Below are 24459 nucleotides of genomic sequence, written 5' to 3' on the forward strand. Positions count from 1 at the left end.
CCACAGCCTACGTCCATCCGCAACGCATTCCTACGCCCATCCGTAACATCCCTACGCTCATCCGCAGCGCCGAAGCTCACCAACTAAAAAACGGACATACAGCCGATTCAGACCCCCGAATCGGCTGTATGTCCGTTAATGGCTACTAATTACTAGCTACCAGGTATTGAGTTATGCGCGGCGACATCGGCAACCGCCGGCCACCGCAACCCGCGTCAGCGCTCCGAACGGTTCACCGCGGAGATGATCGCCTTGAGCGAACTGGTGATGATCGACGAGTCGATACCGACGCCCCAGATGATCTGACTCTCCGCATCCTCGCCGACCTGTGCCTCGACGTACGAGGCGGCCATCGCGTCGGTGCCGACGGACATCGTGTGCTCGACGTAATCCATCACCGACACCTCGATGCCGAGGTTCGAGATCGCGTTGATGAACGCAGCGATCGGGCCATTGCCGATGCCGCTCAGCTCGCGCACGACCGGCTCGGCGGCGTTCGTCGCGCCCGCGCCACGGTCGAGCAGCTTCGCCTTGAGCACGGTGTCCGAACCGTCCTCGCCGGAGGAGACCGACACCTTGAGCAGCTTCAGGCGGCCCCACTGCTCGAGGCTCTCGTCGCGGGTGTCGCCCACGACCGCGCCGGCCGCCGTCGCGCCCGACTCCTCGACCGGCAGGTACTCGTCCTTGAACAGACGCCAGATGTCCTCGTCCTTGACTTCCTTCTTGGTGTCGTCCGCGTACTTCTGCACGATCTTGTCGAACTCCACCTGCAGGCGCTTCGGCAGGTCGAGGTTGTGGTTCGTCTTGAGCAGGTACGCCATGCCTCCCTTGCCGGACTGCGAGTTGACGCGGATGATCGCCTCGTACGTGCGGCCGATGTCCTTCGGGTCGATCGGCAGGTACGGCACGAGCCACACGAAGCTGTCGAGGTCGGCGCCGGCACGGTCGGCCGCCATCTGACGCGCCTCGAGACCCTTCTTGATCGCGTCCTGATGCGAGCCGGAGAACGCGGTGAACACGAAGTTGCCCGCGTACGGGTGGCGCTCGGAGATCTTGATCTGGTTGCAGTATTCGACCGTCTTGCGGATCTCCGGCACGTTCGAGTAGTCGATCTGCGGGTCGATGCCCTGCGTGAGCAGGTTCAGGCCGAGCGTGACGAGATCGACGTTGCCGGTGCGCTCGCCGTTGCCGAGCAGACAGCCTTCGACGCGATCCGCGCCGGCCAGCATCGCCAGTTCGGTGGCGGCCACGCCCATGCCCTCGTCGTTGTGCGGGTGGAGGCTCAGCACGATCGAGTCGCGGTCGTTGAGGTTGTTGGAGACGTACTCGACCTCGTCCGCGAACACGTTCGGCGTGGTCATTTCGACCGTGGCCGGCAGGTTGATGATCATCTTGTGCTCCGGCGTCGGCTTGATGACGTCAATCACCGCATTGCACACCTCGACTGCGTACTCCGGCTCGGTGCCGGTGAACGACTCCGGGCTGTACTCGTAGTACAGGTCGATGCCCTTGGCCTCGCCTTCGAGATGCTTGCACAGTTCGGCCGCATCGATGGCGAGCTGCTTGATCTCGGCCTTGTTCTTGCGGAACACGACCTCGCGCTGCAGCACGGACACGGAGTTATAGAAGTGCACGACCGCGCGCTTAGCGCCGCGCAGCGCCTCGTAGGTGCGACGGATGAGGTGCTCGCGGCACTGGGTGAGCACGACGATGGTCACGTCGTCCGGGATCAGCTCGCGTTCGATGAGCATGCGGATGAAGTCGAAATCGGTTTCGGACGCGGACGGGAAGCCGACCTCGATCTCCTTGAAGCCCATGGAGACGAGCAGGTTCCAGAAGCGCAGCTTGCGTTCGGAGTCCATCGGGTTGACGAGCGCCTGGTTGCCGTCGCGCAGGTCGACCGAGCACCAGCGCGGGGCGCGCTGCAGGCGCTTGCCCGGCCATGTGCGCTGCGGGTAGTCGAACGGCACCTGCTTGTCGTAGGCGGCGTACTTGTTGTACGGCATCTTGCTCGGCTTCTGCGGATCGCCGATGAATCGCGCCGGAGGCAGCAGCGGGTCGTTGTTCCCTCCGTTGGACGCTGCGGCGACTGCCGCGAGATCAAACACTGACGATTGATCCTGACCCATCACTCCTCCTTTTCTTGGAATTGCGCCGGTGGTTCAGCCCGGCCGTATCGTTTACGTGTACGTAACATGTACAACCTTTCATCATACCGGTCTTACCCCTGCAAATCGCCGTCATTCCGGCATTTGGCGGCGACCGACATACGATGGTGCGCGGCTGACGCACGACGGGAGACTCCGTCGCGAAACGTACGGCAAACGCACGGTTGCGGAAACGTGATGCTCCCGCGCAGATCGCGCGCATCGTCCGCTGCCGCGCCCCGACGCACGGTTAGATAGGGTGCATGACACACCGCGCCCCACTCAAGTTCCGCAACGACGGCACCTTCCGTGTGCTGCAAATGGCCGACATCCAGGACGGCCCAAACGTCCACCCCGACACGATCCGCATGATCGAGGCTGCGATCAAGGCCGCCGACCCCGATCTCGTCGTCTTCACCGGCGATCAGATCCGCGGCTACGATCCGGCGTATATCGACACGTTCCTGCGCCGCCGCGGCGAGAATCCGGGCGCGAGGGTGCGGCTCGTCACCGAGATCGAGGCGAAGCTCAAGGGCATCCACCGCCGCATCGCCGCCCGCCGCAACCCCGATCTGCCGCCCGTCGACGACGTCGTCACGCTCGACGACCTGCTCGACGACACGCGGCAGAAGGTGCGTGACACGTTCAGCGCGTTCCTCGGACCGCTCGTGCGTGCGGGCGTGCCGTTCGCCGCGACCTACGGCAACCACGATTTCCAGTGCGGCATCCTCGCCGACGAGCAGGACGACATCTACCGCGAGTATCCGGGATGCTTGAACCCCGCCGATTCGTTGGAGCCGGGCACGTTCGCGCTGCCGATCGCCGCGTCCGACGGTTCCGATCATGTCGCGATGAGCGTCGCGCTGATCAATTCGGGCGACTACGCGGGCAAGCCGGAGGAGAACGACGCGCAGTATCCGCGCTATGTCGCCAATTCGCGCGGTCTGGACCTTGCGGACGCCGACGGCTACGGCACACCAAGCGACAAGGCGATCGCATGGCTGGGCACCGTGCAGCGCGACCTTGCCGCACGCAACGGCGACGGACGGCCGGTACCGACGATCGCGTTCCAGCACATCCCGCCGCAGGAGTTCTACGACTGCCTGACCGAGGTGCCCGCGTGGACGCCGAACGCGGTGGAGGGCGCGCGCAATTTCGCCGGGCACTGCTATGTGCTCAATCACGAGATCTGCCGTCCCGGCTCGCGACTCGGCGAGGCGATCGGCTGCGCGGACGAGAACGTGGGCGAGGTCGAGGCGATGCGCGACGCGGGCGGCTATTTCGCGCTGTTCTGCGGTCACGACCACAAGAACTCGTTCGTGGGGCACGTCGACGGCATCGATCTCGGCTACGCGCCGACCTGCGGATTCGAATGCTACGGCCCGAAGTCGCGCTACCGCGGCGTGCGCCTGTTCGAGTTCCGCGAGGATAATCCGCGCAACTACGTGACGCGCATGCTCACGTGGGGCGAGCTGGTCGGCCGGTATTCAAGCAACGAGCTGCGCGTGTTCTTCGAGGACCACTGCATCACCGACGCGATCGGCCTGCGCAACGAGCTGCGCCGCCCGCAGGTGTTCGCCGGCGTCGCCTTCGGCACGACCGCAGCGTTCGCCGCCGTCGTGCGCGCCGCGCTCAAACAGGCGAAGCGCTGACATTACAACCGTCCGGGTATGACCGTCGTTAGCGGCGCGTCGTACCCGGACGGGCCAGCCATCGTCCGCACCGCCGCCGCTGTCCGCATCACCGCGCCACCGCACCGCCGCCGACGGTCACGGCAACTCACGGCATCGTGTATTCGTCGAACATTTTCCAGTCGTACGGCTGCTCGACCAGATAGTACGCCGTCTCCCCGCTGACGGCCGGTTTCATACCGACCATCGCGTTGCGGTACTGGTTGCGCGCGTCGCCGGTCGGCACGAACGGATCGACCGACGTCGTCCCATCGTCCACCGTCTTGCTGGTCGTATCGTACGCACTGCTGTCGCGCACCAGTACGAACGGCCGCGAACCGTCAACCGGCGACTGGCTAAGTGCCTCCGAGAATGCGTTCTGATCGAAGTATCCGCTGTCCTCCAGCGCGTCCACGTTCGCTCCGGCCGCGAAGTACACCAGAAAATCCTTCATGCGGTATGTGAGTCCGCGCTCGCACGTCTGGCCAGTGGTGCCTTCGAACACGGTGTCGCCGCAGTTCGGCAGCCCGAGCCCGGCGTATAGCTCCGCAATGCCCCAGTTCTTGTCGAGCCCTTGGGCGAGCAGGTGGTTGCGCATGGGGAACTGCCCGGTGGGGTTGGCCGGGTCGGCTTCGAGCAGCGTGCCGCCGATGTCGTGCGCGAAGTTCGTCAGGCCGAGCCGGTCGGCGGGCTGCGCGGGATCGTCGCCGTTGAGCACCAGATAGTGCTCGCCGGAACCGTCGGATGCCTGCCGGTCGGTCAGGGTCAGGCACTGCCCGTCGGCCTGCCCCTGTGCCGTCGTCGGTGTGCCGTACGTCGCGTCCTGTGCCGTGCCGGTATCCGTGATCACGTCCTTGCAGTACGTGCCGGCGAGCGCGGCCGTGATCACGCCGGACGTCGCGCCCGTACGCACCGCACGCAGCCCGTCCAGATCGTCTCGGGTCTCGCTGAACACGTCCTTCGCGCCGGTCATGTCGACACCGTAGTACAGGGTGACGGTCTGTCCATCGCTCAATGTCGCGCCGGGGCGTGGATTGCTGGCGACGATGGTGCCGAGGTTGCCGCTGGACGAGAACCGCGGTTGCAGATCGACCGTGTAACCCTGCGATTCGAGCGATTGCCTGGCGTCGTCCGACCGTTGTCCGATGATGTCCGCGCCGAGTACGTTGGCGTTGTTCGCGACCGCCACGCCGACGGTGACGGTGTCGCCCGACGTGACTGCCGTGCCGGGCGCGGGGTTGGTCGCGACGACCGTGCCCGCGGGATGCGCGTCGGTGTCGTCGACCGGCATGCTGGCGTACTGTATGGCCACTCCCATGCCCTGCAGGACCGTCGGCACGTCCGTTGCGTCGTTGCCGATGATATCGTCCGGAATGCCGGATCCGCGCGACACGATGAACGTCAGATCGTCGGGGATCGAGTCCTTGGTGATGCGATAGCCGGCGTTCGCGGTACCGCCGTAGCCGATCAGCGCGCCTTGCGTGAGCCCTGAGAATCGGTATTGGGTCGTGTATCCGACGCCGAGTTTCAGCCGTTGGATGTTGTCGGTGACGGTGCTGAGCATGACCGGATGGGCTGCGTCCGTGGTCGGTTCGGGCAGGGTGTAGGAGTCGATGGTCGCGGTGGAGCCGGACGGTGTCGTTTCGGCCGCATGCATATTGCGCCACATACGCGTCGCCACCACACCCGTCAAGCCGAGCATCGCAACGATGACGATCACCGCAATCGTCACGCGCGTCCACGACCGCGCAACAATGCCGTCCGACGACCGTTCGACGGATCGAGTTGGCTTATCCGGCAACCGATCGATGGACGGCGCACGTCCGTCCGACGTATGGCCGTCGCCGCGAAATCGTCCGTCATGCCCGGTACCCATCATGACCTCCCTGTCATGCGATCTCAGTCATCGAGACCACGTGGCTTCAGTATCCCACTTCCCGACTTCGACACTCCGGCGCGTCTCCCCCGAAACGTACATACAGCCGAACAAATCGTACATACAGCCGAAACAGGCCTCCGCCCGCGCAATCCCCCAACGCACATACAGCCTCAGCACACCAACACCCTCAGCCTTCAACGGACATACAGCCGATCCACCCGCCTAAATCGACTGTATGTCCGTTACAAGGCTGAAGACACGACGCCCGTCAATCACCCCCGTCTCTCGTTTCGCATCAACCGTCCCTCCCCTTCAACGGACATACAGCCGATTCCACACCTCAAATCGGCTGTATGTACGTCGAGATATCGAACGCTACCGGAACAAACTCGCATACCGCTGCGGCGTCGTTCGTCATTCTTTCTCCCGACGCCTCACCCCTCAACGGACATACGGCCCCAACGCACCAACACCCTACCTTCAACGGACATACAGCCGATCCACCCACCCAAATCGACTGTATGTACGTTCGAAACACAGCGCACTAACGAAACAGGCTCACGCCGCGACGCGACATGCAATACGCGTTCCCCAGCCACGTATGCCGCGAATTCGGCCACACCGCACCCAGCCGCGGCGCATTCTGGCTCATCCAGATGCTCGGCACACGCCCGTCCGCACTGCGCGACCCCAGCAGATTGAACCCGTTCTTCTCAAGCAGCCACTCCGGGTGCTGCGTCGCGATCGCCAGTCCTTCCTCAAGCGTGAGCGGCGTACGTTCGTCGGAGTCGATGAGTTTGCGCGCCACATCCGGCTCGCGGTTGATATAACACGTGCCGGTGTGCGGCTCGACGACCAGATAAAACGGCCCTTCCGGCGGTTCGAAGCCGTCCTGCGGCAGGAAACTGGCGATGTCGCGCGGCGGCATCGTCGTGAATCCGGCCATGCGGTTGATGCTGGTTCGCGCGATCAGCGACTCTGGCGACACGAGTTCGCGCGTCGGAATGAGCAGGATGTTCGCACCGAGACGACGTTGCAGGTCGTCACTGTCCGGATCGCAGTGTTCGAGCGCGGTGATTAGCGGTCGCGCAAGCGCGCGGAAGGCTGCTGCGGAAATGTCCGCGACGTCCGGATATCCCAGCGCCACCAAACGGTCCAACTGCTTGCGTGCTTCATCCGATGCGATCGACATATCTCCCAGCCTACCAGCGGCCCGCCCGTCCACCCGGCTTCCAACCGCCCCGCTCCGTTCGGCCACGGCCGTCAGTCCCATCCGCGACCGTAACTCAACAACATCACGATCCCATCATTGAGTTACGGCCGTTCTTACGCCCAATAACGACCGTAACTCAACAACTTCGCGACCATAGTGTTGAGTTACGGTCGTCTCGGCCCCCGAAAACGACCGTAACTCAACACATCAATGCCGTAAATGTTGAGTTACGGTCTTCCCCTCCTCCCCGACACATCCGTCGCACTGCGCCCCGCGCTACACCACGACGTCACGGTCCGGCCAGCATATGGGAGCGCGCGCGCCGTTATGCGGCGCGGTTCGTACAATGGTCGGCAACTCGCAGTTCGTTTATCCGCACAAACATAGGGGTTGGTATGTCCGAAAAACTCAAGGTCGGCATCCTCGGCGCGACCGGCATGGTCGGCCAGCGTTTCGTGACGTTGCTCGAGAATCATCCATGGTTCGAGGTGACGACGCTCGCCGCGTCCGCGCACTCGGCCGGCAAGACGTACGAGGAGGCGGTCGGCGACCGTTGGAAGATCGAGACGCCGATGCCGGAGTACGCGCGGCACATGACCGTGGTTGACGGCGACGACGCCGAGAAGGTCGCGGCCGGAGTCGATTTCATGTTCTCGGCCGTGAACATGCCGAAGGATCAGATCCGCGCGATCGAAGAGCGGTATGCGAAGACCGAGACACCGGTCGTGTCGAACAACAGCGCGCATCGCTGGACGCCGGACGTGCCGATGGTCGTGCCGGAGATCAACCCGGAGCATTTTGCGGTGATCGAGCATCAGCGCAAGCGCCTCGGCACGACGCGCGGCTTCATCGCGGTCAAGCCGAACTGTTCGATCCAGGCGTATACGCCGGCGCTGGCCGCGTGGAAGGAGTTCGAGCCGCACGAGGTCGTCGTGAGCACGTATCAGGCGATCTCCGGCGCGGGCAAGACGTTCAAGGACTGGCCCGAGATGGTGGGCAACATCATCCCGTTCATCTCCGGCGAGGAGGCGAAGAGCGAGAAGGAACCGCTTAAGGTGTTCGGCCACGTGGACCCTGAGCGCGGCGAGATCGTGCCGTTCGACGGACCGCTGCGCATCACGTCGCAGTGCATCCGTGTGCCCGTGCTCAACGGCCACACCGCGACCGTGTTCCTCAACTTCGGCAAGAAGGCCACGAAGGAGGAGCTGATCGACCGGCTCGTCAACTACACGTCCCGTGCGGCCGAGCTCGGTCTGCCGCACGCGCCGAAGCACTTCATCCAGTACCTGACCGAGGACGACCGCCCGCAGGTGCGTCTCGATGTCGATTACGAGGGCGGCATGGGCGTGTCGATCGGCCGTCTGCGTGAGGATTCGATCTTCGATTGGAAGTTCGTGGGACTCGCGCACAACACGTTGCGCGGTGCGGCCGGCGGCGCGCTCGAATGCGCCGAGATGCTCAAGGCGCTCGGCTACATCACCAAGAAGTAGTCACCGCGCTCAGCGTATGCGAACGGCCCCCATCCGGACCATTCCGGCGGGGGCCGTTCGCATGCACTTACCCATCATCGGCCCGTCGCCGGCAACCTTGCATCCGCTCCTTGCTCCGATTCCCATAACGAGACGGACATACAGCCGATTACAACGGTGAAAACGGCTGTATGTCCGTTAGAGGGGGAAAGGATCACAAGTCCGCGGCCGCACCGCACCCGGTACGTCGGCGCCTAGAACTCAGCGACCGGTGCCGCCGTAGACGACGGCCTCGATCTGGTCGGCATCAAGCCCGTACGCGGTGTGCAGCGCGCGCACCGCGTCGTCGAGCTGCTCGAGCGGCACGAGAGCGGCGATGCGGATCTCGGACGTCGAGATCATCAGCACGTTGATGCCCTTCTCGCTCAGCGCGTTGAAGAACTTCGCGGCGAGGCCGGAGTGCGTCTTCATGCCGACGCCCACGACGGCGACCTTGCCGACGTTGGTGTCGACATCGAACGAACGATAGCCGAGCTCCTCGTGCTTGTCGAGCAGCACGTCCTGCACCTGCTTGACGGTCGCCTCGGGCACGGTGAACGAGATGTCCGCGGTGCCGACGGACGCGCCGGCCTGCACGATCATGTCGACGTTGATGCCGGCGGACGCCAGTTCGGTGAAGACCTTGGCGGCCATGCCCGGCTCGTTCGGCACGCCGCGCACGGTGGCGAGCGCCTCGCTGCGATCGTGTGCGATGCCGGAGATGACCGGCGCTTCGGGACCGAGGTCGGGGAACAGGTCGCCCATGGACTTGTCTGCTTCGTTGTTGCTCATGTTGGTTGCCTTACTTGTGCGGTATGTGTGAAATCTGATGATGGATTGTGGTCGACTGGTGATGACTGATCAAGTACGATCAGTCCCGATCGGCCCGGATGATCACGGTGATCAGTTGCGATGACCGGCTGATCAGTCCAGGTTCGGCAGCGTACGCGGGTCGACGCCGTCCGGCACGACGAGCGTACCGTTGCGATGAGAGAAGGACGAACGCACATGCAGCGGCATGTTGAACCGCTGCGCGTATTCGACGCATCGCAGGGCAAGCACCTTGGAACCGCAGCTGGCCATTTCGAGGATCGCGTCGTAGCCGATCGCAGGAATGCGCCGCGCAGTCGGCACGATGCGCGGATCGGCGGTGAAGATGCCGTCCACGTCGGTGTAGATCTCGCAGATGTCGGCGCCGAGGGCCACGGCCAGCGCGACGGCGGACGTATCGGAACCGCCGCGGCCGAGCGTGGTTGCGTCGCCCTTCGCGTTGATGCCCTGGAAACCGGCCACGATGGCGACGTCGCCCATCGACAGTGCGTTCTTGACGCGATCCGGGCGAACGGCCTTGATGTGCGCCGCACCGTAGCGCGCATCGGTGAAGAAACCGGCCTGCTGACCGGTGAACGAGTGCGCGCGGTCGCCTTCGGCGTGGATGGCCATCGCGAGCAGACTCATGGAGATGCGTTCGCCGGCGGTCATGAGCATGTCCATCTCGCGTTCCGGCGGATTGGAATCGATGCTGAGCGCCTGGTCGATCAGGTCGTCGGTCGTGTCGCCCATCGCGGAGACGACGACGGCGACCTTGTTGCCCTTCTTCTTCGTTTCGACGACGCGCTTGGCCACGCGCTTGATGGAGTCAGTATCGGCGACCGACGAACCGCCGTACTTCTGCACGATGAGAGCCACTGCTGTCCATTCTCTCTTGGGATAGATGTGTCGCCTATTCTACGTAAGCGGCACGATTATAAGGATCGCCGGCCAGGCCGCACGCACGTCCACCCACCATACGGACACGACGAACTGGCACTGAAAGACGCATGCGTGACGACCGCATGCACGCATGTCCCGCGACCGTCACGCGCCAAAACGCACAGTGGCGGAAAACGCTCGCTGAGAGTACTCTCAGCGAGCGTTTTCCGCCACTACAGAACGGTCACATAACCACGCAGACGCGCACTATTCCATCACAAACCGTGCGCACTACTGATCACAGATGCTCACGCAGGCCGCGCAGACGCGCCAGCGACACCTCACGGCCGACGATCTCCATCGACTCGAACAGCGGCGGCGACACACGGCGGCCGGACATGGCCACGCGCACCGGCCCGAACGCGAGACGCGGCTTGTAGCCGCCGTCCTCCACGAGCGCCTTGTTGAGCGTCTCGTGCAGCAGATCGGTCTTCCAGTCGGCCTCGGCCACGCCTTCGAGCGCGGCGATCGCCAGATCGAGCACGGCCGGCGCGGAATCTTTGAGCGTCTTCTTCGCGTCGTCCTCCGGCTCGAGGTAGCCTTCGGTCGACAGCAACGAGCCGACCATGCCGGCGACCTCGCCGAGCAGACGCACACGCGGCTGCACGAGCGGCGCGGCGGCGGTCAGCACGGCCTGTTCACGCGCGGTCAGCTCATCCCAAGACGCAGCGGAGACCACGCCATCGCGATGCAGGTACGGCACGGAACGACGCAGGAAGTCAGCGGGATCAAGCATGCGGATGTGCTCGGCGTTGATCGAGATCGCCTTGTCGAGGTCGAAGCGGGCCGGGTTGGCCTTCACGTCGCGCACGTCGAACTTCTCGATCATTTCCTCCATCGAGAACACGTCGCGGTCCGGCGCGATCGACCAGCCAAGCAAAGCCAAATAATTCAGCAGGCCCTCGCGGATGAAGCCGGCGTCGCGGTGGTTGAACAGGTTAGACTCCGGGTCGCGCTTGGAGAGCTTCTTGTTGCCCTGACCCATCACGTACGGCATGTGGCCGAACAGCGGGGTGGTCTTGGCGATGCCGAGCTCCTCGAGGTAACGGTAGAGCACGATCTGGCGCGGGGTGGAGCTCAGCAGATCCTCGCCGCGCAGCACGACGTTGATCTCCATCATCGCGTCGTCGACGGGGTTGGTGAGCGTGTACAGCGCGTCGCCGTTCGGGCGCACGATCACGTAGTCCGGCACGGAGCCGGCCTTGAACTCGATGCGGCCGCGGATCAGGTCGTCGAACGCGATGTCCTCGTCAGGCATGCGGATGCGCAGCGCGGGCTTGCGGCCTTCGGCGCGGAACGCGGCCTTCTGCTCCTCGGTGAGGTTGCGGTCGTAGCCGTCATAGCCGAATTCGGCCGGGCGGCCGGCGGCGAGGTTGCGTTCCTTGATCTCCTCCGGCGTGGAGTAGGACTCGTACGCGTAGCCGGCGGCGAGCAGCTTGGCGGCGACGTCCTTGTAGATGTCGGTGCGCTCGGACTGGCGGTACGGGCCGTGCGGGCCGCCGACGTCGATGCCCTCGTCCCAGTCGATGCCGAGCCAACGCAGCGCCTCAAGGATCTGGTTGTAGCTTTCCTCGGAGTCGCGGGCCGCGTCGGTGTCCTCGATGCGGAAGATCAGCTTGCCGCCGGTGGCGCGGGCCTCGGCCCAGTTGAACAGGGCGGTGCGGACCATGCCGACGTGCGGGGTGCCGGTCGGCGACGGGCAGAAGCGCACGCGCACGTCCTTCGGCAGGGCGGGCTTGGTGTCTTTCGGATTTTCAGTGGTTGCGGAAGTGGTTTCAGCTTCAGTCATAATCCCTTATTCTGCCGCGCGAGCGGGACGTGAGGAGGGACGCGGAGGCACGGACGATCGTCGCGTTCGACTTGCGGCATGACCGCGCGTCGCGACGACCGGCGATACACTGGATTGCGTTGGATCGCACTGGATTGCAACGATGAACAGATGACGGAGGACGGCATGGCGGCGCAGCGGCATGTGACGATGAACGATGTGGCGAAGCGGGCCGGTGTGTCGTTGAAAACCGTTTCCAACGTGGTAAACGGCTATCGGTTCGTCAGGGACGCCACGCGGCGCAAGGTGCTCGACGCGATCGACGAACTCGGCTATTCGGTGAACGTGGTGGCCAAGAGCCTGCGTGAGGGGCGCAGCAACGTCATTGGCATTTCGTTGCCGGATATGCGTCTGCCGTATTTCGCGGAGCTGTACTCCTGTCTGGCCGGGGAGGCGCGCGCCGCCGGCCGCCGCGTGATTTTCGCGCCGTCCGGCGTGAGTCGCACGAACGAACTCGACGTGTTGCACGGTTCGTTTGCATCGTTGATCGACGGGCTGATTCTGTCGCCCAAGTATTTGACCGGCGGCGACGCCGACAAGCTGAACGTGGACTATCCGATCGTACTGATCGGCGAGCAGATGCGTACGAATGCGCGCGACCGTGTGATCACGGAGAACGAACACGGCATCTATCGGGCGACAGCTTCGCTGGTCGCGAAGGGTTGCCGTCGCATTGCGGTCGTCGGCGTGGGCGGCAAGGGAGTCGCGTCCGAACCGATGCGGCTGCGGGGTTATCGGCATGCGCTGGAGGACACCGGCATCGCATTGGATACATCGTTGGAGATTCCGGCCGACATCTGGTACCAACCGGCCGGTGCGGACGCGGTGGGCGTGCTGTTCCGTGACGGATTGCGGGTCGACGGCATCGTGTGCATGAACGATCTGCTGGCGATGGGCGTGATGCAGGAGCTGCGTCGCCGTGGTGTACTCGTGCCGGACGACGTGAAGGTCGTCGGCTACGACGATTCGATCGATGCGCAGTATTTCGCGCCGTCGCTCAGTTCGGTCGACCCCGACCTGCGATCGGTCGCCCGCACGGCGATCGCACTGCTGTGCGCACGGATCGACGGCGTGGATCCATCGTCGATCGACGCACTCCGTTCCGTCATCCCATCGCCGAACGCGTCGTCGCAAACCACCGTATCATCCGTCGCACCATCCGTCACGGCGGCATCCGAATCATCCGAGAGTCCAGCAGCATCACGTACCGGCTCATACGTCGTATCACGCACCGGATCATCGCGGTCCGATGCGGCCGCCAACAGCGGCACACCGGAATCCGTCACCGGGTACGTCACGGTCACGGTGCCGTCGAAACTCGTCGAACGTGAATCCACGGCGGTCCGGTAGTCGGACATTCGGCAACGAACGTTCCGTCACGTCACCTCTCCATCTCCAGGCGAGATCATGTCGAGCGTTCCGTCACGGCATATCTCTTCACCCCTGCGGACATCCTCCAGACGTCCCCAACCGCCACTCCCCTCACCCCTACGGACATACAGCCGATTCCATCGATGAAAACGGCTGTATGTCCGCACGGGTACAGGGCACCACCCGCTAACCCCACCAAACCACGCACCCACGCACAAAAAGGCCGCCAACCGCGGGAGGAGCCACGGCTGGCGGCCTTGCCCCCGGCGTCCTGTACAAGCGACGCCGGCGACGGTGATGAGAAAGGAAGGGAATGAGAAGAGTGAGTAGCTGCTGGTGACCGGCCGTTCACCGACCAGTCACCAGCCAAAGCAAGGAGCCAAGCCGCGGCCCTTACTTCATACCGGTCATCGCGATGCCTTCGACGAAGCGCTTCTGCACGAAGAAGAACACGATGAGCAGCGGCAGGGCGGAGATCAGCGCGCCGGCCATCACCACGCCGTACGGCGTGACGGACGAGCCGTGGCCGGTCAGCATGGCCAGACCAGCGGTGATGGTGCGGGTTTCCGGCTTGGAGGTCATGATCAACGGCCAGAGCAGGTCGTTCCAGTTGCCCATGAAGTTGAACATGCCCACGGTCAGGATCGCCGGCACGGCGTTCGGCAGGATGATCTGCGCGAAGATGCGGAACTCGCCCGCACCGTCGATGCGCGCCGCGTTATCGAGGTCCTTCGGGATGGAGATGAAGAACTGACGCAGCAGGAAGATGCCGCCGACATCGGCCATACGCGGGATGATGATGCCGAGGTAGCTGTTGACCAGGCCCATCGAACCGAGGAGCTTGTAGACCGGGATGAGCAGCGCCATGCCCGGGATCATCATGGTGGCGATGAGCACGGCGAGCAGGATGCCGCGGCCCTTGAAGTCCACGCGGGACAGGCCGTAGGCGGCGAGCGAGTCGAAGAACACGGAGATGATGGTCACGGCGCCGGCGAACACGATGGTGTTGAGCAGCTCGCGGCCGATCGGCAGGCGGGAGAACAGGCTGGTGTAGTTGTCCAGCGTCCACGCGCTCGGGATGACCTTCGGCGGCCAGGTCTGGGTGACGGCGTTCGGCGTGAACGAGACGATCACGACGATGATCAGCGGAAAGACCATGAGGAAGGTCACGAGCACCAGCGCGATGTAGCTCAGCGTCAGGCTGATGGTGTGCTTGGTGCGCGCCTGCTTGCGCAGACGTTCGTTTTCGGCGTTGATGCGCGCGTTTTCGGATTCCTGTTCCGCGGTCAGTTTCACGGAGGTTGCGGTTGCGGTGCTCATGCGATCTCCTCCTTCTCGTGCTTGTTGTTGGTGTACAGCTGGATGAGGCCGACGATGAGCGTCATGATGAGCAGGACGTACGACAGTGCGGACGCGTAGCCGAGCTTGCCGTTGCCGAACGCCTCGGTGTAGATGCGGTACACGATGGTTTCGGTGGAGCGGGCCGGGCCGCCGGAGGTCAGGATGAAGACCTGATCGAAGACCTGGAAGGAGCCGATGAGGCCGAAGATGACCACGTAGTTGAAGGTCGGGCGCAGGGCCGGCAGCGTGATGTAGCGGAACTTCTGCCATGCGCTCGCGCCGTCGAGCGACGCGGCTTCGTACAGTTCGGCGGAGATACCCTGCAGGCCGGCGAGGAAGATGACCATGAAGTAGCCGAAGTTCTTCCACACGGTGATGAAGACGATGGTGGCCATCGAGGTTTCACGCGTGCCGAGCAGGTCGAGGTGCGACGGGCCGCCGAGCAGCGAGACCCAGTACGGGATGAGGCCGAGGGACGGGGAGAGGATGAACTGCCATGCGATCGCGGCGACGGTCAGCGAGATCACGAACGGCAGGAACATGCAGGTGCGGAAGAATCCGACGAACTTGAGGTCCTTGCGGTTGAGCAGCAGTGCGAACGCGAGCGCGACGATCACGACGATCGGGGCGTACAGCACGGCGTAGACGAGGGTGTTCTTGACGTCGGTCCAGAAGTCCGCGCTCTGGAACAGCGTGACGTAGTTTTTGAAGCCGATGAATTTGGCGGGTCGGCGTGCGTTGGAATTGATGCGGCCGTCGGTCAGCGACGTGATGAACGTCTGGATGGCCGGATAGAAGACGAAGATGGCGAGGACGATGAGCGCGGGCGCGGTGAACAGGATGCCGGTGCGCAGGTTGCGCGCCTGGATCGCTTTCTTGTTCTCCTTGGCGACCTCGTGCGCTTCGCTCTGCGAAGTTGCTGTGGTCATTTTGCTCCTCCAAAAGAACACATGATTGCTTGGGAATAGGAACGCTCCCCTTCCCTTTCGGGAATGCGGTCGGGAAGGGGAGCGTCGGTTGGCTGGGATCAGCCGTGTGGGTTGGGGTTGGCTGTCGGCTACCGGCTGCCGGAGACCGGCGGTCGGTTACTGATTGATGACCGACTGTCGGTTACCGGTTACCGGTTGCGGATTGCGGATTACCGATCAGTTGTCGGCGTACTCGTCGAGGTAGCCCTGGATCGAGGTCTCGGCCTGGTCGAGCAGACCCTGGATGTCGTCGTCGGTGCGGACGGTGTTCTGGGTCAGGGTGTCGAGGGAGGCGGAGATGTCGCCGAAGCCGCCCTTGAGGCCGGCGATGCCGATGTAGGAGTTGTCGGTGTACTGCGAGATCTTGGCGATCAGCGGACGGCTGGACAGCTCATCCTCGGTGACGGTCTTGTTGTTCGGCGGGTAGGCGGAGCCGAGGGACCACTTCACCTGGTTGTCGTGGTTGTTGTAGAACTTGAAGAACTCGTAGATGCCGGGGAGCTTCTCGGAGTCGCCGACCTGCGAGGTGACCCACCAGTACAGGCCGGTGGAGCCGGTGTTGGAGCCGGTCTTGCCGTCGGCGTACTTGTAGGTGCCGTCACCGTCCGGCACGGCGAAGGTGTCGTGGTTGATGCCCTTGTCGGTGGCCGCCTGGTCCTCCCACGGGCCGACGATCACCATCGCGGACTGGCCGGACTCGAAGGATTCGCGGGCCGCGGTGTCGTCCAGACCCGGGACGGCGTAGCCGCCCTTGTAGAACGCGCGCATCTTCTCGAGGAAGGCCTTGTTCTCCTTGGAGTTGATGGAGACCTTGCCGTCGGTGGTGTACAGGCCGGTGCCGTTGCCCTTCATGAAGGCGGCCCAGCCGGAGTCGGCCATCGCGAGGCCGTACTGCGAGCCGTCGGACTTGGTGAGCTTCTTGGCGACCTCGAGCATCTGGTCCCAGGTGGTCGGGATGTCCTTGTCGGTCAGGCCGGCGGCCTTCCACATGTCGGTGTTGTACCACACGGAGGTCGGCGCGTAGCCCATCGGGACCGCGCACTTCTCTTCCTTGCCGTCGATGTTGAAGGTGATCTGCTTGACGACGTTGTCGAGGTAGTCGTCGGTGCCGTTGTCCTTGTCCGCGTAGAAGTCGCTGACGCACTGGAAGGTGCCGTCGATGGACCAGCCCTGGCCGTTGTCGGCGCCGGTGGTCACGAAGTCCGGGCCGTCGCCGGTGGTGACCTTGGTCACCATCGTCTCGCCGATGGTGCTCCACGGCTGCAGCTGGGCATCGATCTCGTACTTGTCCTGGGACTTGTTGAAGTCGTCGACGATGGACTCGAGCGTCTTGCCATCGGCTTCGGAGAAGCCGTGCCACATCGTGATCTTAATCTTGCCGTCGGCGGTCTTCTGAACGTCGCCGCCGCCGTTGCCGCTGGAACCGCAGCCGGCCAGCGCCATGCCGGCCGCAAGCACGGCCGCCGTGGCCGCGATGAGGTTCTTCTTGATCTTCATTGGTTTCCTCCTTGGTACTCCGGTTTCCCAGAAATCTTGGTCGTTGTAGGCGGGCGGCCCTGTGGTCCTCCGTCCGGCGGACGGAATGCGGCTGGCGACAACATCGTTGCTGCAACCGCGGTGGTTGGTAAGCCTTTGGTTTGTGGAGCCTCAGCGCTCGTTTACAACGTTGGAATTCACTATAACACGTTTTCCATCGTTGTACAAATCGGATATGCAACCCGTTTGACACGCCTGAAAAACTGCCGTTTTCCATGCGAAACGCCGATCTTCAACTCGATGACGGCGGCGTTTCGCACAACGTGAATGTTCGGTTATGGGTTTTGGTTGACGGCGGACGTCACACGCGCGCTGCGTATGTTGTGCGTACGACGTACGCCGCATACGCGACGCATCGCGCGATGCCCACGTCACGGATGACGTAATGGCTACGCCTCGGCGACCAGCTCGACCGACGGCGTTCCGGCCTTCGGGCCGCCGTCGGGCGGCAGCACGTCGGTCGTGACGGGCGTCCACAGGTTGTCCGGTTCGGGCACACCAAAGTCGGGCGTGCCGTCCTCGTTCCAATGCACCACGCCGACGCGGGCGTGACGGTTCGGGTCGAACAGCGGATCGCCCTTGATATCGGTGTAGTTGCGGGCGTGGTAGATCATCAGGTCCTGCGAGTCGTCCTCGGACTTGGTGAACGAGTTGTGGCCGGGACCGTACTGGCCGTTCTCGGCGCAGGTCTTGAACACCGGCACCGGGCTCTTGGTCCAGCTCGCCGGATCCATCAGGTCGGAGCCGCGCGTGGCGGTCAGCAGGCCGACCGCATACGGCACGCCAGTGCCGGACGCGGAGTACGTGATGTAGATCTTATCGTCGTGGAACAGGAACGCCGGACCTTCGTTGACGAGGAAATCGATGCACTCCCAGTCATACTCGGGCTTGGTGAGCATCACCGGGTCAGCGGCCAACGTCCACGGATTCGCCATCGGGGCGATGTACAGGTTGGAGTTGCCCGGGATGTCGTAATCCTTCTGTGCCCAGACGAGGTACTGCACGCCGTCGATCACCTCGGTGGTGGCGTCGAGCGAGAACGAGTCCATCGGGGTGACGATCTGGCCCTTTTCCACCCAGTTGTCGTTGGTGGGGTCGTCGTCGGTGTTCTCCAGCACGAACATACGGTGCGTGGGCATGCCGTTCGGCTCGAACTCATGCTCCGCGCCGGCGAAGTAGATGTACCACGCGCCGTTCACGCGATGCAGTTCGGGGGCCCAGATGTACTTGCTGCACACACCGGACTCATGCTTGCGCCAGACCACGGTCTCCGGGGCCTTCTGCAGGTCGTTGATCGTCGAGGCGTGGCGGATGGCGATTTTGTCATACTCGGGATCGGACGCAGTGAACCAGTATTCGCCGTCGACCTTGAGCACCCACGGATCCGCACGCTGGAGCACGATCGGATTGTTGTAAACAGTCATTGTTTCTTCCTTCCGCAATCCAAGTGGCTCAGTGTTTACATCGATGAATATAGCAGGTATACAACGATGTAACAACTCGGCGTTTCTAACGATGTAACGCCTACCCACCAGTCGCTCCCACCCCAATCCACAATCAACCCTCCCTCTCCCACGAAACAATCACCCCCATCCGCAAACTCATACCTCCACCCAAAAAACGGACATACAGCCGATTCACCCACCCAAATCGACTGTATGTCCGCAAAGATCAAACCGAACAACAGCGAAGCATCCTCACCTTCGCCCAACCCCACCTTCTGCTGACATACAGCCGATCAAACACACCCACCGCATTCTTCCTAACGGACATACAGCCGATCACCCCATCCAAATCGGCTGCATGTCCGTCAAAAGGAAAGACAAACCCGCCAGTCTAACTCAACGGGATCGGCCACTCCCGCCGGAATCCCCTCTCCCCCAACGGACATACAGCCGTCTTAGGTAGGCGAATCGGCTGTATGTCCGTCAGGGTCAAGCCATTCCTAAACGCCTGTCCTTTATCCTTACGGACATACGGCCGATTTCCATTCCCAATCGGCCGTATGTCCGTTGAGAGGCACGCATCACATCCAAACGCAATGAACCGCCGAACATCCCCACCCAACCTCAACGTTCCTCCCCTCTAACGGACATACAGCCGATCATCCCATCCAAAACGGCTGCATGTCCGTTAGAGGGGAGCTATACCTATAGATTTGAGCCATTCCTAACACGTGAGTCATTCCTAACACGCCTGTCCTTACCCTTAAACGGACATACAGCCGATCACCCTGCCCAAATCGGCTGTATGTCCGTAAAGAAAAAGCGACCCGCAGCTGCATCCACCCCACCAATCCCCTCCCCTAACGGACATACAGCCGATTCACCCACCAGAATCGGCTGTATGTCCGTTGAAGGTCGGGAATCAAAGACCAGAAAAACGCGACGGTGACGCAAACGGAGCGACATCGCCCTCCACCCCTGCAGATCATACCGGCGAAACCGCGTCTCAATTCGTATACAACGTTATAATGCCAATACGCAACGTTCAGCGCACCATCCGCAGGCAAAGGAGCACTATGGATATCAGACATTGGACCTATGCCGACTTCCCGGCGTTCGACGAGCCGGTCCCCGGCGCCAAGCGCATCGCCACGACCGGCGGCGAGATCGGCGTGACCTACCATCCCAACGTGCCGTACGCGACGGACGGCAACGTAACGCTGCATCTCCAGATCCTCACTCCGCAGACGCGCAATCAGACCGACCGCGACACGTACCCGTGCATGGTGCACGTGCAGGGATCGGCCTGGATGAAGCAGGACACATACGCGCTCATCCCCATGCTCAGCCGCATCGCGGAGCGCGGCTTCGTCGTCGCGATCGTGGAATACCGCCATTCCGGCATCGCCTCGTTCCCCGCGCAGATCCAGGATGCGCGGAATGCCGTGCGTTTCATGCGAGCCAACGCCGCGCGGTATCACGTCGACGTCGACAACCTGTTCCTGTCCGGCTGTTCGTCGGGCGGTGAGGTCGCGCTGCTCGCGGCGGTCGCGCAAACCGGCGGCCGACCCGACATGGACGATCCGTCACTGTCGCTCGTGCCGGATGCCGCCGATGTTTCGGCCGCAACGCGGGGCGTGCTCGACTATTACGGTGCGGTCAACGGTCAAATGGACGACGGCTTCCCGTCCACGACCGACCATCATCTGGCCACAAGTCCGGAGGGCATGCTGATGGGGCATATCGACATACGGGACAGGCCGGATCTGCGTGCGGCGATGACGGTGGAAACCTATGTGACACCGGAACTCGATCTGCCGCCGGTCATGATTTTCCACGGTACCAAGGATCGGCTGGTCAATGCGCGGCAGAGCGTGAGTCTGTATCACCGGCTGCGGGATGCAGGAAAAACGGCCGAACTCTATCTGCTTGAGGACGCCGATCATGGCGGTGCGGAATTCTGGACGGACGACATGTGCCGCGTCGCCACGGAATTCATGCGCCGCAACTGCGTACGGTGACATTTCGCGGCATCCTTGCCGCACGTCGGCCGATGACCTCGCGCCACCGCAAGAAATTCGGGCAATCAGCCCCGTCGTCCCGAATTTCTTGCACTGCGCACCGCTCAGCACAAGGATTTCGGGAAACAAACCGCAATCTCCCGAAATCCCTGCACTGACCGATTCTCAGCGCAAGAAATTCAGGAGATCAACCCTCATATCCCGAATTTCTTGCGCGGCAAAGGGCCGCGGCAACACTCTCTCTCCCCTCCCTCTTTAGCACCCTCTCTCCTTAACGGACATACAGCCGATTTCGGTAGTGAAATCGGCTGTATGTCCGTTGAGGTTAGGAGCGGATCAGGAACGAATACGGGTGAAGCCCGGAAGGAGACGATGCAGAGCGCCGCACAAGCGCTCCGAAAACACTCAGATCACACGTGTGGAGTTGCGCACCACCAGGGTGGATGAGACCTTGCGGAACACGGGATCGGTCGAGTCGCCCTCCAGCGGCGGCTGCCCGTCGATGCGGTTCTTCAACGCGCGCACCGACAGCCGCGCCACGGCCTCGAGCCCCGGCGCGATCGACGTCAGCGCCGGCGATAGGTACTGCGAGTCGTCGGAGTTGTCGAAGCCGATCACCGAGATGTCCTCGGGAATCCGCAGGTTGTGCATCTGGATCGAATGCATCACGCCGGACGCGAGCATGTCGTTGAGCGCCACCACGCCGTCCGGCCGCACGCCGGAATCAAGCAGCGTGTTCATCGCCGCCACGCCGTCGTTGCGGTGCCACATGATCGACAGCACCACGAGCGCCGGGTCGAACGGCACGCCGGCCTCCTCCAGCGCCTCGCGGTATCCGCGGAATCGCAGGGCGGCCGAGCCGACCTCCTCGCCCGGGTGCACGCCGACCACGGCCACGCGCTGGCATCCGGTCTGCAGCAGGTATGACGTGGCCCGCTTGGCGCCTTCGACGTTTTCGGTGGCGATGTGGTCGACCTTGTCGGTGAAGATGCGTTCGCCGATGAGCACGAGCGGGTAGTCCACCTCGACTTCGGCCGCGTCGTCGGGCCCGAGTTCGAGCGGGCTGTAGATCAGGCCATCCACCATCGCGGTCTGCGAGCCGTGCAGCGCGTCGAGCTCGCCCTCGCGCGAGTACAACGTCGGCTCCACGATCACGCGCAGGCCGAGCTTTTTCGCCTCGGTGATGATCAACGATGAAAGCTGCGCGAAGTACGGCAGCTGCAGGTCCGGGATGGCGAGCGCGATGATGCCGGTGCTGCCGCGGCGCAGGTTGCGTGCGGACACGTTGATGACGTAGCCGAGCTCGTCGATGGCCTTGTGCACCTTCGCACGGGTGGCATCGGAGACGAATTCGTAGTCGTTGACCACGTTCGATACGGTTTTGATGGAGACGCCGGCCGCCTTGGCGACCTCGCGCATGGTGACGACGTGGTCGCCGTCCTTCGCGGTTGTTTTCTTGACCATGGGTAATCCTCAATATTCTGTTCTCGGTAAATAACGGCTTGCGCCGCGTACTGCACTGCACGTTGGCGGGGCCGGCGAGCCGAAGCCCCCGACCCCGTTCGCCGCCGTATGGCGGCCTTACCGCACGGCGATTTCCATCGTTATCCCAGCATAGGCCGGATTGAGTTCCTCGTCGCGCTGCATGTCGAGAATCGGCATGCCCTCGTTCGACCAGTGGACACGCCGCACCTGCGCGTCGCGCCCGCCGTATCGCCCGTTTTCGTATTCCGCGTTGTGGAACACGTAGATCAGGTTGCCGTCCTCGTCGTGCGACCACATGCCGTGGCCGGTGCCCAGCTGCCATTCACCGTTGTACATGCCGGATTTCTGCAGCGGGTAGTCGAGTTTCGTCCACGTGGCCGGATCGGTCAGGTCGGCGCGCACGCCGGCCGGCGCGGTGACCAGGCCGGTCGTGTAGTCGATGCCGACGAGCGAACCGGAGTAGATCAGGAAGATCCTTCCCTCGTGGACGAACGCGTTCGGCCCTTCGGCGATCATGTTGTCCCACGCGAACTCGGGCACGACGATCTGCGTCGGCTCGCCGGTCAGCCGCGTCGGCCGGTTGGGGTCGAACGGCGCGATCCACACGCTGCCGACCTGCTGCCACGCGTAGTACCAGCGGCCGGAGTCGACGATCACGGTCATGTCGAGCGAGATGCGCTGCACCGGGTTCAGGATCCGTTCGCCGGGGCCGAGGATCGGTTCGGGAACGGTCCAGTTGGCGGGGTCGCGCGGGTCGAGGTCGCGACCGTCCGCATCCTGCTTGAGCTGCATGATGTGGCAGCGGCCGGTCCACATGTCGGGTTTGCCGGCGCGGTCGTTCGCGGTGCCGTCCGGGTTGGCGGCCGGCCCGTCGAAGCACGGCATGAACAGCACGGACAGCCTGCCGCCGATCACGTGCAGTTCGGGCGCCCAGAAGCAGCCGGTCATCGCACGGCCTTCGCTGTTGCGGTCGCCGCGGACGAGCAGGTCGATTTCGCGGTCGCGCCCGCCGGCGGCGTCCGACAGGTCGGCGATGGCGGTCGCCACGCGCAGCGGCATGTGCGTGCGTCCGCCGTTTGGATCGATGCAATTACCGTCAGTGTCATCCGTGGCGATGAACATGAAAAGTTGTTCACCGTTGTAATTCCATGCGAACACGGATGGGTCGGCGCGTTCGACGGCGAACGGCACGGGATAGTCTGCCTGGCGGATGCGGCCGTTGATGGCGCGGCGTTCGCCCGGCTTGAGTCGGCCGGCCGCGGCGTCGTCGGCAAGTGCGGCGAGCTGCGTCTGGTTCCAGTCGACGGCGCGCATCGCCGTGGATCCGTCGGAGTACTGCAGTTTGGCGGTGGTGCGGCCGAGCGAGCCGATGAGGTCGCGGGCTTCGCCGTCGTACAGGTCGGCCGAGACGGTCATGGTCGGCACGGCGACGCCGGTGTTGTAGACGCGGCCGAATCGCGCGATCAGCGTCGCGGCCTCCTGTTCGGTGATGCCGATCTCGTTGCCGGGGACGGCGTTCGCGATGCCGTACTCGCGACGGACGGCGACGTCGTTCGCATCGAACGTATCGTCGTCCTCGACCGGCAGCGTCGTGCCGACCGAGGCGACGATGTCGGCACAGACCGAGCGCATCGCGCGACCGTCGTCATCATGCCAGCGGATGATGTACCGATGATCTGCATCGTTGTACGTCACCGTCGGGCGATGCACGCCGGCCGTGGTGTCGAGCAGCACCAGTCCACGCTGATCGTACGCCGTCAGATCCCGGCTGGTCGCCAGCAGGAACGCCGATCGTTCGGAGCCGTCCGCGTCGCCACCGCGCGCGGTGCGGGTCGCCGCGACGGCGAATCTGCCGGACGCCAGACGGAACAGGTACGGGTCCTTGAGGCTTTTGAGTTCGAGGTCGACGCCGGGCATCGCCGCACCGTAGGTAACGGCGTCGCTGGCCGGCCGTTCGGGCGTGTACCGATCGGCAGAGAACCGCGCCGAGGCGGTGCAGGCGCGGCGGGATTCTGGCGTCGCCGCGGCGATCGGCACGCCGGCGGCGAAGAAGATGCCGTAGTTCTCGTTGAGCGGCGTCCACGAGCCGTCGAGGTGCGAGCACAACGCGAGATGCATGCTGAATGCAACATCCTCGTTGTTCGCTTCCTCGCGCGACGTGGGGACACGCGTGTAACACAGCAGGGAGTAGGAGTCGGACATTCCTCGTCCTTTCGGATTCGACAATTCGCTTACAACGATGTATATTGTACTTGAATTTACATCGTTGTACAAATCAGCGTGGCTTTCTATAGC

16 protein-coding genes are annotated in these 24459 nt (G+C 63.4%); 4 read left to right on the forward strand and 12 right to left on the reverse strand.

Translation table 11 applies throughout. The annotated features are described in order from the left end of the window. Positions 1–215: 215 nt before the first annotated feature. A complete protein-coding gene (leuA, locus tag DSM100688_RS04820) occupies positions 216–2129 on the reverse strand; it encodes a 2-isopropylmalate synthase (protein ID WP_152358017.1) in 1914 nt (637 codons plus the stop codon). 281 nt (positions 2130–2410) lie between these two features. On the opposite strand from leuA, the gene DSM100688_RS04825 reads away from it, so the two are divergent. Further along, positions 2411–3799, forward strand: coding sequence for a metallophosphoesterase family protein (locus DSM100688_RS04825; RefSeq protein ID WP_163146830.1), 1389 nt, complete (start codon positions 2411–2413; stop codon positions 3797–3799). A gap of 127 nt (positions 3800–3926) precedes the next feature. Here the strand turns inward: DSM100688_RS04825 and DSM100688_RS04830 are convergent, their stop codons facing one another. Further along, positions 3927–5693, reverse strand: coding sequence for a PASTA domain-containing protein (locus DSM100688_RS04830; RefSeq protein ID WP_163146829.1), 1767 nt, complete (start codon positions 5691–5693; stop codon positions 3927–3929). 547 nt (positions 5694–6240) lie between these two features. Further along, complete coding sequence (locus DSM100688_RS04835; RefSeq protein ID WP_152358019.1) at positions 6241–6888, reverse strand: DUF5701 family protein; 648 nt, start codon at positions 6886–6888, stop codon at positions 6241–6243. A gap of 416 nt (positions 6889–7304) precedes the next feature. On the opposite strand from DSM100688_RS04835, the gene asd reads away from it, so the two are divergent. Further along, a complete protein-coding gene (gene asd, locus DSM100688_RS04840) occupies positions 7305–8399 on the forward strand; it encodes an aspartate-semialdehyde dehydrogenase (RefSeq protein ID WP_152358020.1) in 1095 nt (364 codons plus the stop codon). Positions 8400–8639: 240 nt separating this feature from the next. Here the strand turns inward: asd and DSM100688_RS04845 are convergent, their stop codons facing one another. The 3 genes from DSM100688_RS04845 to gltX form a co-directional block, all read right to left on the reverse strand. After that, a complete protein-coding gene (locus tag DSM100688_RS04845) occupies positions 8640–9209 on the reverse strand; it encodes an ACT domain-containing protein (RefSeq protein ID WP_152358021.1) in 570 nt (189 codons plus the stop codon). Positions 9210–9341: 132 nt separating this feature from the next. Beyond that, positions 9342–10106 (reverse strand): aspartate kinase, encoded by a 765-nt coding sequence (locus DSM100688_RS04850; RefSeq protein WP_152358022.1) that lies wholly within the window; start codon positions 10104–10106, stop codon positions 9342–9344. 301 nt (positions 10107–10407) lie between these two features. After that, entirely contained in the window at positions 10408–11958 is a 1551-nt protein-coding gene (gene gltX / locus DSM100688_RS04855; RefSeq protein ID WP_152358023.1) for a glutamate--tRNA ligase, read from the reverse strand. A gap of 78 nt (positions 11959–12036) precedes the next feature. On the opposite strand from gltX, the gene DSM100688_RS04860 reads away from it, so the two are divergent. After that, positions 12037–13347, forward strand: a complete 1311-nt coding sequence (locus DSM100688_RS04860; protein ID WP_152358024.1) for a LacI family DNA-binding transcriptional regulator — start codon at positions 12037–12039, stop codon at positions 13345–13347. Between the two features lie 414 nt (positions 13348–13761). On the opposite strand, the gene DSM100688_RS04865 is transcribed toward DSM100688_RS04860, so the two are convergent. The 4 genes from DSM100688_RS04865 to DSM100688_RS04880 all read right to left on the reverse strand — a co-directional run bounded on the left by DSM100688_RS04865 (position 13762) and on the right by DSM100688_RS04880 (position 18637). Beyond that, on the reverse strand, positions 13762–14688 hold the full coding sequence (locus tag DSM100688_RS04865) for a carbohydrate ABC transporter permease (RefSeq protein WP_152358025.1): 927 nt from the start codon (positions 14686–14688) through the stop codon (positions 13762–13764). Then, positions 14685–15638, reverse strand: a complete 954-nt coding sequence (locus DSM100688_RS04870; protein ID WP_152358026.1) for a carbohydrate ABC transporter permease — start codon at positions 15636–15638, stop codon at positions 14685–14687. The genes DSM100688_RS04865 and DSM100688_RS04870 overlap by 4 nt, the downstream gene beginning before the upstream one ends. Positions 15639–15854: 216 nt before the next feature. Continuing rightward, on the reverse strand, positions 15855–17174 hold the full coding sequence (locus DSM100688_RS04875) for an ABC transporter substrate-binding protein (protein WP_152358027.1): 1320 nt from the start codon (positions 17172–17174) through the stop codon (positions 15855–15857). 428 nt (positions 17175–17602) lie between these two features. Further along, positions 17603–18637 carry a glycoside hydrolase family 43 protein gene (locus DSM100688_RS04880; RefSeq protein WP_152358028.1) on the reverse strand — a complete coding sequence of 345 codons (1035 nt, stop codon included), beginning with the start codon at positions 18635–18637 and terminating at the stop codon, positions 17603–17605. Positions 18638–19734: 1097 nt separating this feature from the next. On the opposite strand from DSM100688_RS04880, the gene DSM100688_RS04885 reads away from it, so the two are divergent. After that, positions 19735–20679 (forward strand): alpha/beta hydrolase, encoded by a 945-nt coding sequence (locus tag DSM100688_RS04885; RefSeq protein WP_152358029.1) that lies wholly within the window; start codon positions 19735–19737, stop codon positions 20677–20679. A gap of 405 nt (positions 20680–21084) precedes the next feature. Here the strand turns inward: DSM100688_RS04885 and DSM100688_RS04890 are convergent, their stop codons facing one another. Then, complete coding sequence (locus tag DSM100688_RS04890) at positions 21085–22143, reverse strand: LacI family DNA-binding transcriptional regulator (protein WP_152358030.1); 1059 nt, start codon at positions 22141–22143, stop codon at positions 21085–21087. A gap of 117 nt (positions 22144–22260) precedes the next feature. Then, a complete protein-coding gene (locus tag DSM100688_RS04895; RefSeq protein WP_152358031.1) occupies positions 22261–24366 on the reverse strand; it encodes a family 43 glycosylhydrolase in 2106 nt (701 codons plus the stop codon). Between the last annotated feature and the right edge of the window lie 93 nt (positions 24367–24459).

Source organism: Bifidobacterium ramosum, from assembly GCF_009299505.1.
GTDB classification, from domain to species: domain Bacteria; phylum Actinomycetota; class Actinomycetes; order Actinomycetales; family Bifidobacteriaceae; genus Bifidobacterium; species Bifidobacterium ramosum.

Excerpts from the sequence above, each read along its gene's own strand:
- asd (WP_152358020.1), top strand. The coding sequence starts at position 7,305 with ATGTCCGAAAAACTCAAGGTCGGCATCCTCGGCGCGACCGGCATGGTC.
- DSM100688_RS04885 (WP_152358029.1), top strand. The coding sequence starts at position 19,735 with ATGGATATCAGACATTGGACCTATGCCGACTTCCCGGCGTTCGACGAG.
- DSM100688_RS04895 (WP_152358031.1), bottom strand. The coding sequence starts at position 24,366 with ATGTCCGACTCCTACTCCCTGCTGTGTTACACGCGTGTCCCCACGTCG.
- DSM100688_RS04845 (WP_152358021.1), bottom strand. The coding sequence starts at position 9,209 with ATGAGCAACAACGAAGCAGACAAGTCCATGGGCGACCTGTTCCCCGAC.
- DSM100688_RS04825 (WP_163146830.1), top strand. The coding sequence starts at position 2,411 with ATGACACACCGCGCCCCACTCAAGTTCCGCAACGACGGCACCTTCCGT.
- DSM100688_RS04880 (WP_152358028.1), bottom strand. The coding sequence starts at position 18,637 with ATGACTGTTTACAACAATCCGATCGTGCTCCAGCGTGCGGATCCGTGG.
- DSM100688_RS04875 (WP_152358027.1), bottom strand. The coding sequence starts at position 17,174 with ATGAAGATCAAGAAGAACCTCATCGCGGCCACGGCGGCCGTGCTTGCG.
- DSM100688_RS04865 (WP_152358025.1), bottom strand. The coding sequence starts at position 14,688 with ATGAGCACCGCAACCGCAACCTCCGTGAAACTGACCGCGGAACAGGAA.
- DSM100688_RS04890 (WP_152358030.1), bottom strand. The coding sequence starts at position 22,143 with ATGGTCAAGAAAACAACCGCGAAGGACGGCGACCACGTCGTCACCATG.
- gltX (WP_152358023.1), bottom strand. The coding sequence starts at position 11,958 with ATGACTGAAGCTGAAACCACTTCCGCAACCACTGAAAATCCGAAAGAC.
- DSM100688_RS04860 (WP_152358024.1), top strand. The coding sequence starts at position 12,037 with ATGACCGCGCGTCGCGACGACCGGCGATACACTGGATTGCGTTGGATC.
- DSM100688_RS04835 (WP_152358019.1), bottom strand. The coding sequence starts at position 6,888 with ATGTCGATCGCATCGGATGAAGCACGCAAGCAGTTGGACCGTTTGGTG.
- DSM100688_RS04870 (WP_152358026.1), bottom strand. The coding sequence starts at position 15,638 with ATGACCACAGCAACTTCGCAGAGCGAAGCGCACGAGGTCGCCAAGGAG.
- DSM100688_RS04830 (WP_163146829.1), bottom strand. The coding sequence starts at position 5,693 with ATGGGTACCGGGCATGACGGACGATTTCGCGGCGACGGCCATACGTCG.
- leuA (WP_152358017.1), bottom strand. The coding sequence starts at position 2,129 with ATGGGTCAGGATCAATCGTCAGTGTTTGATCTCGCGGCAGTCGCCGCA.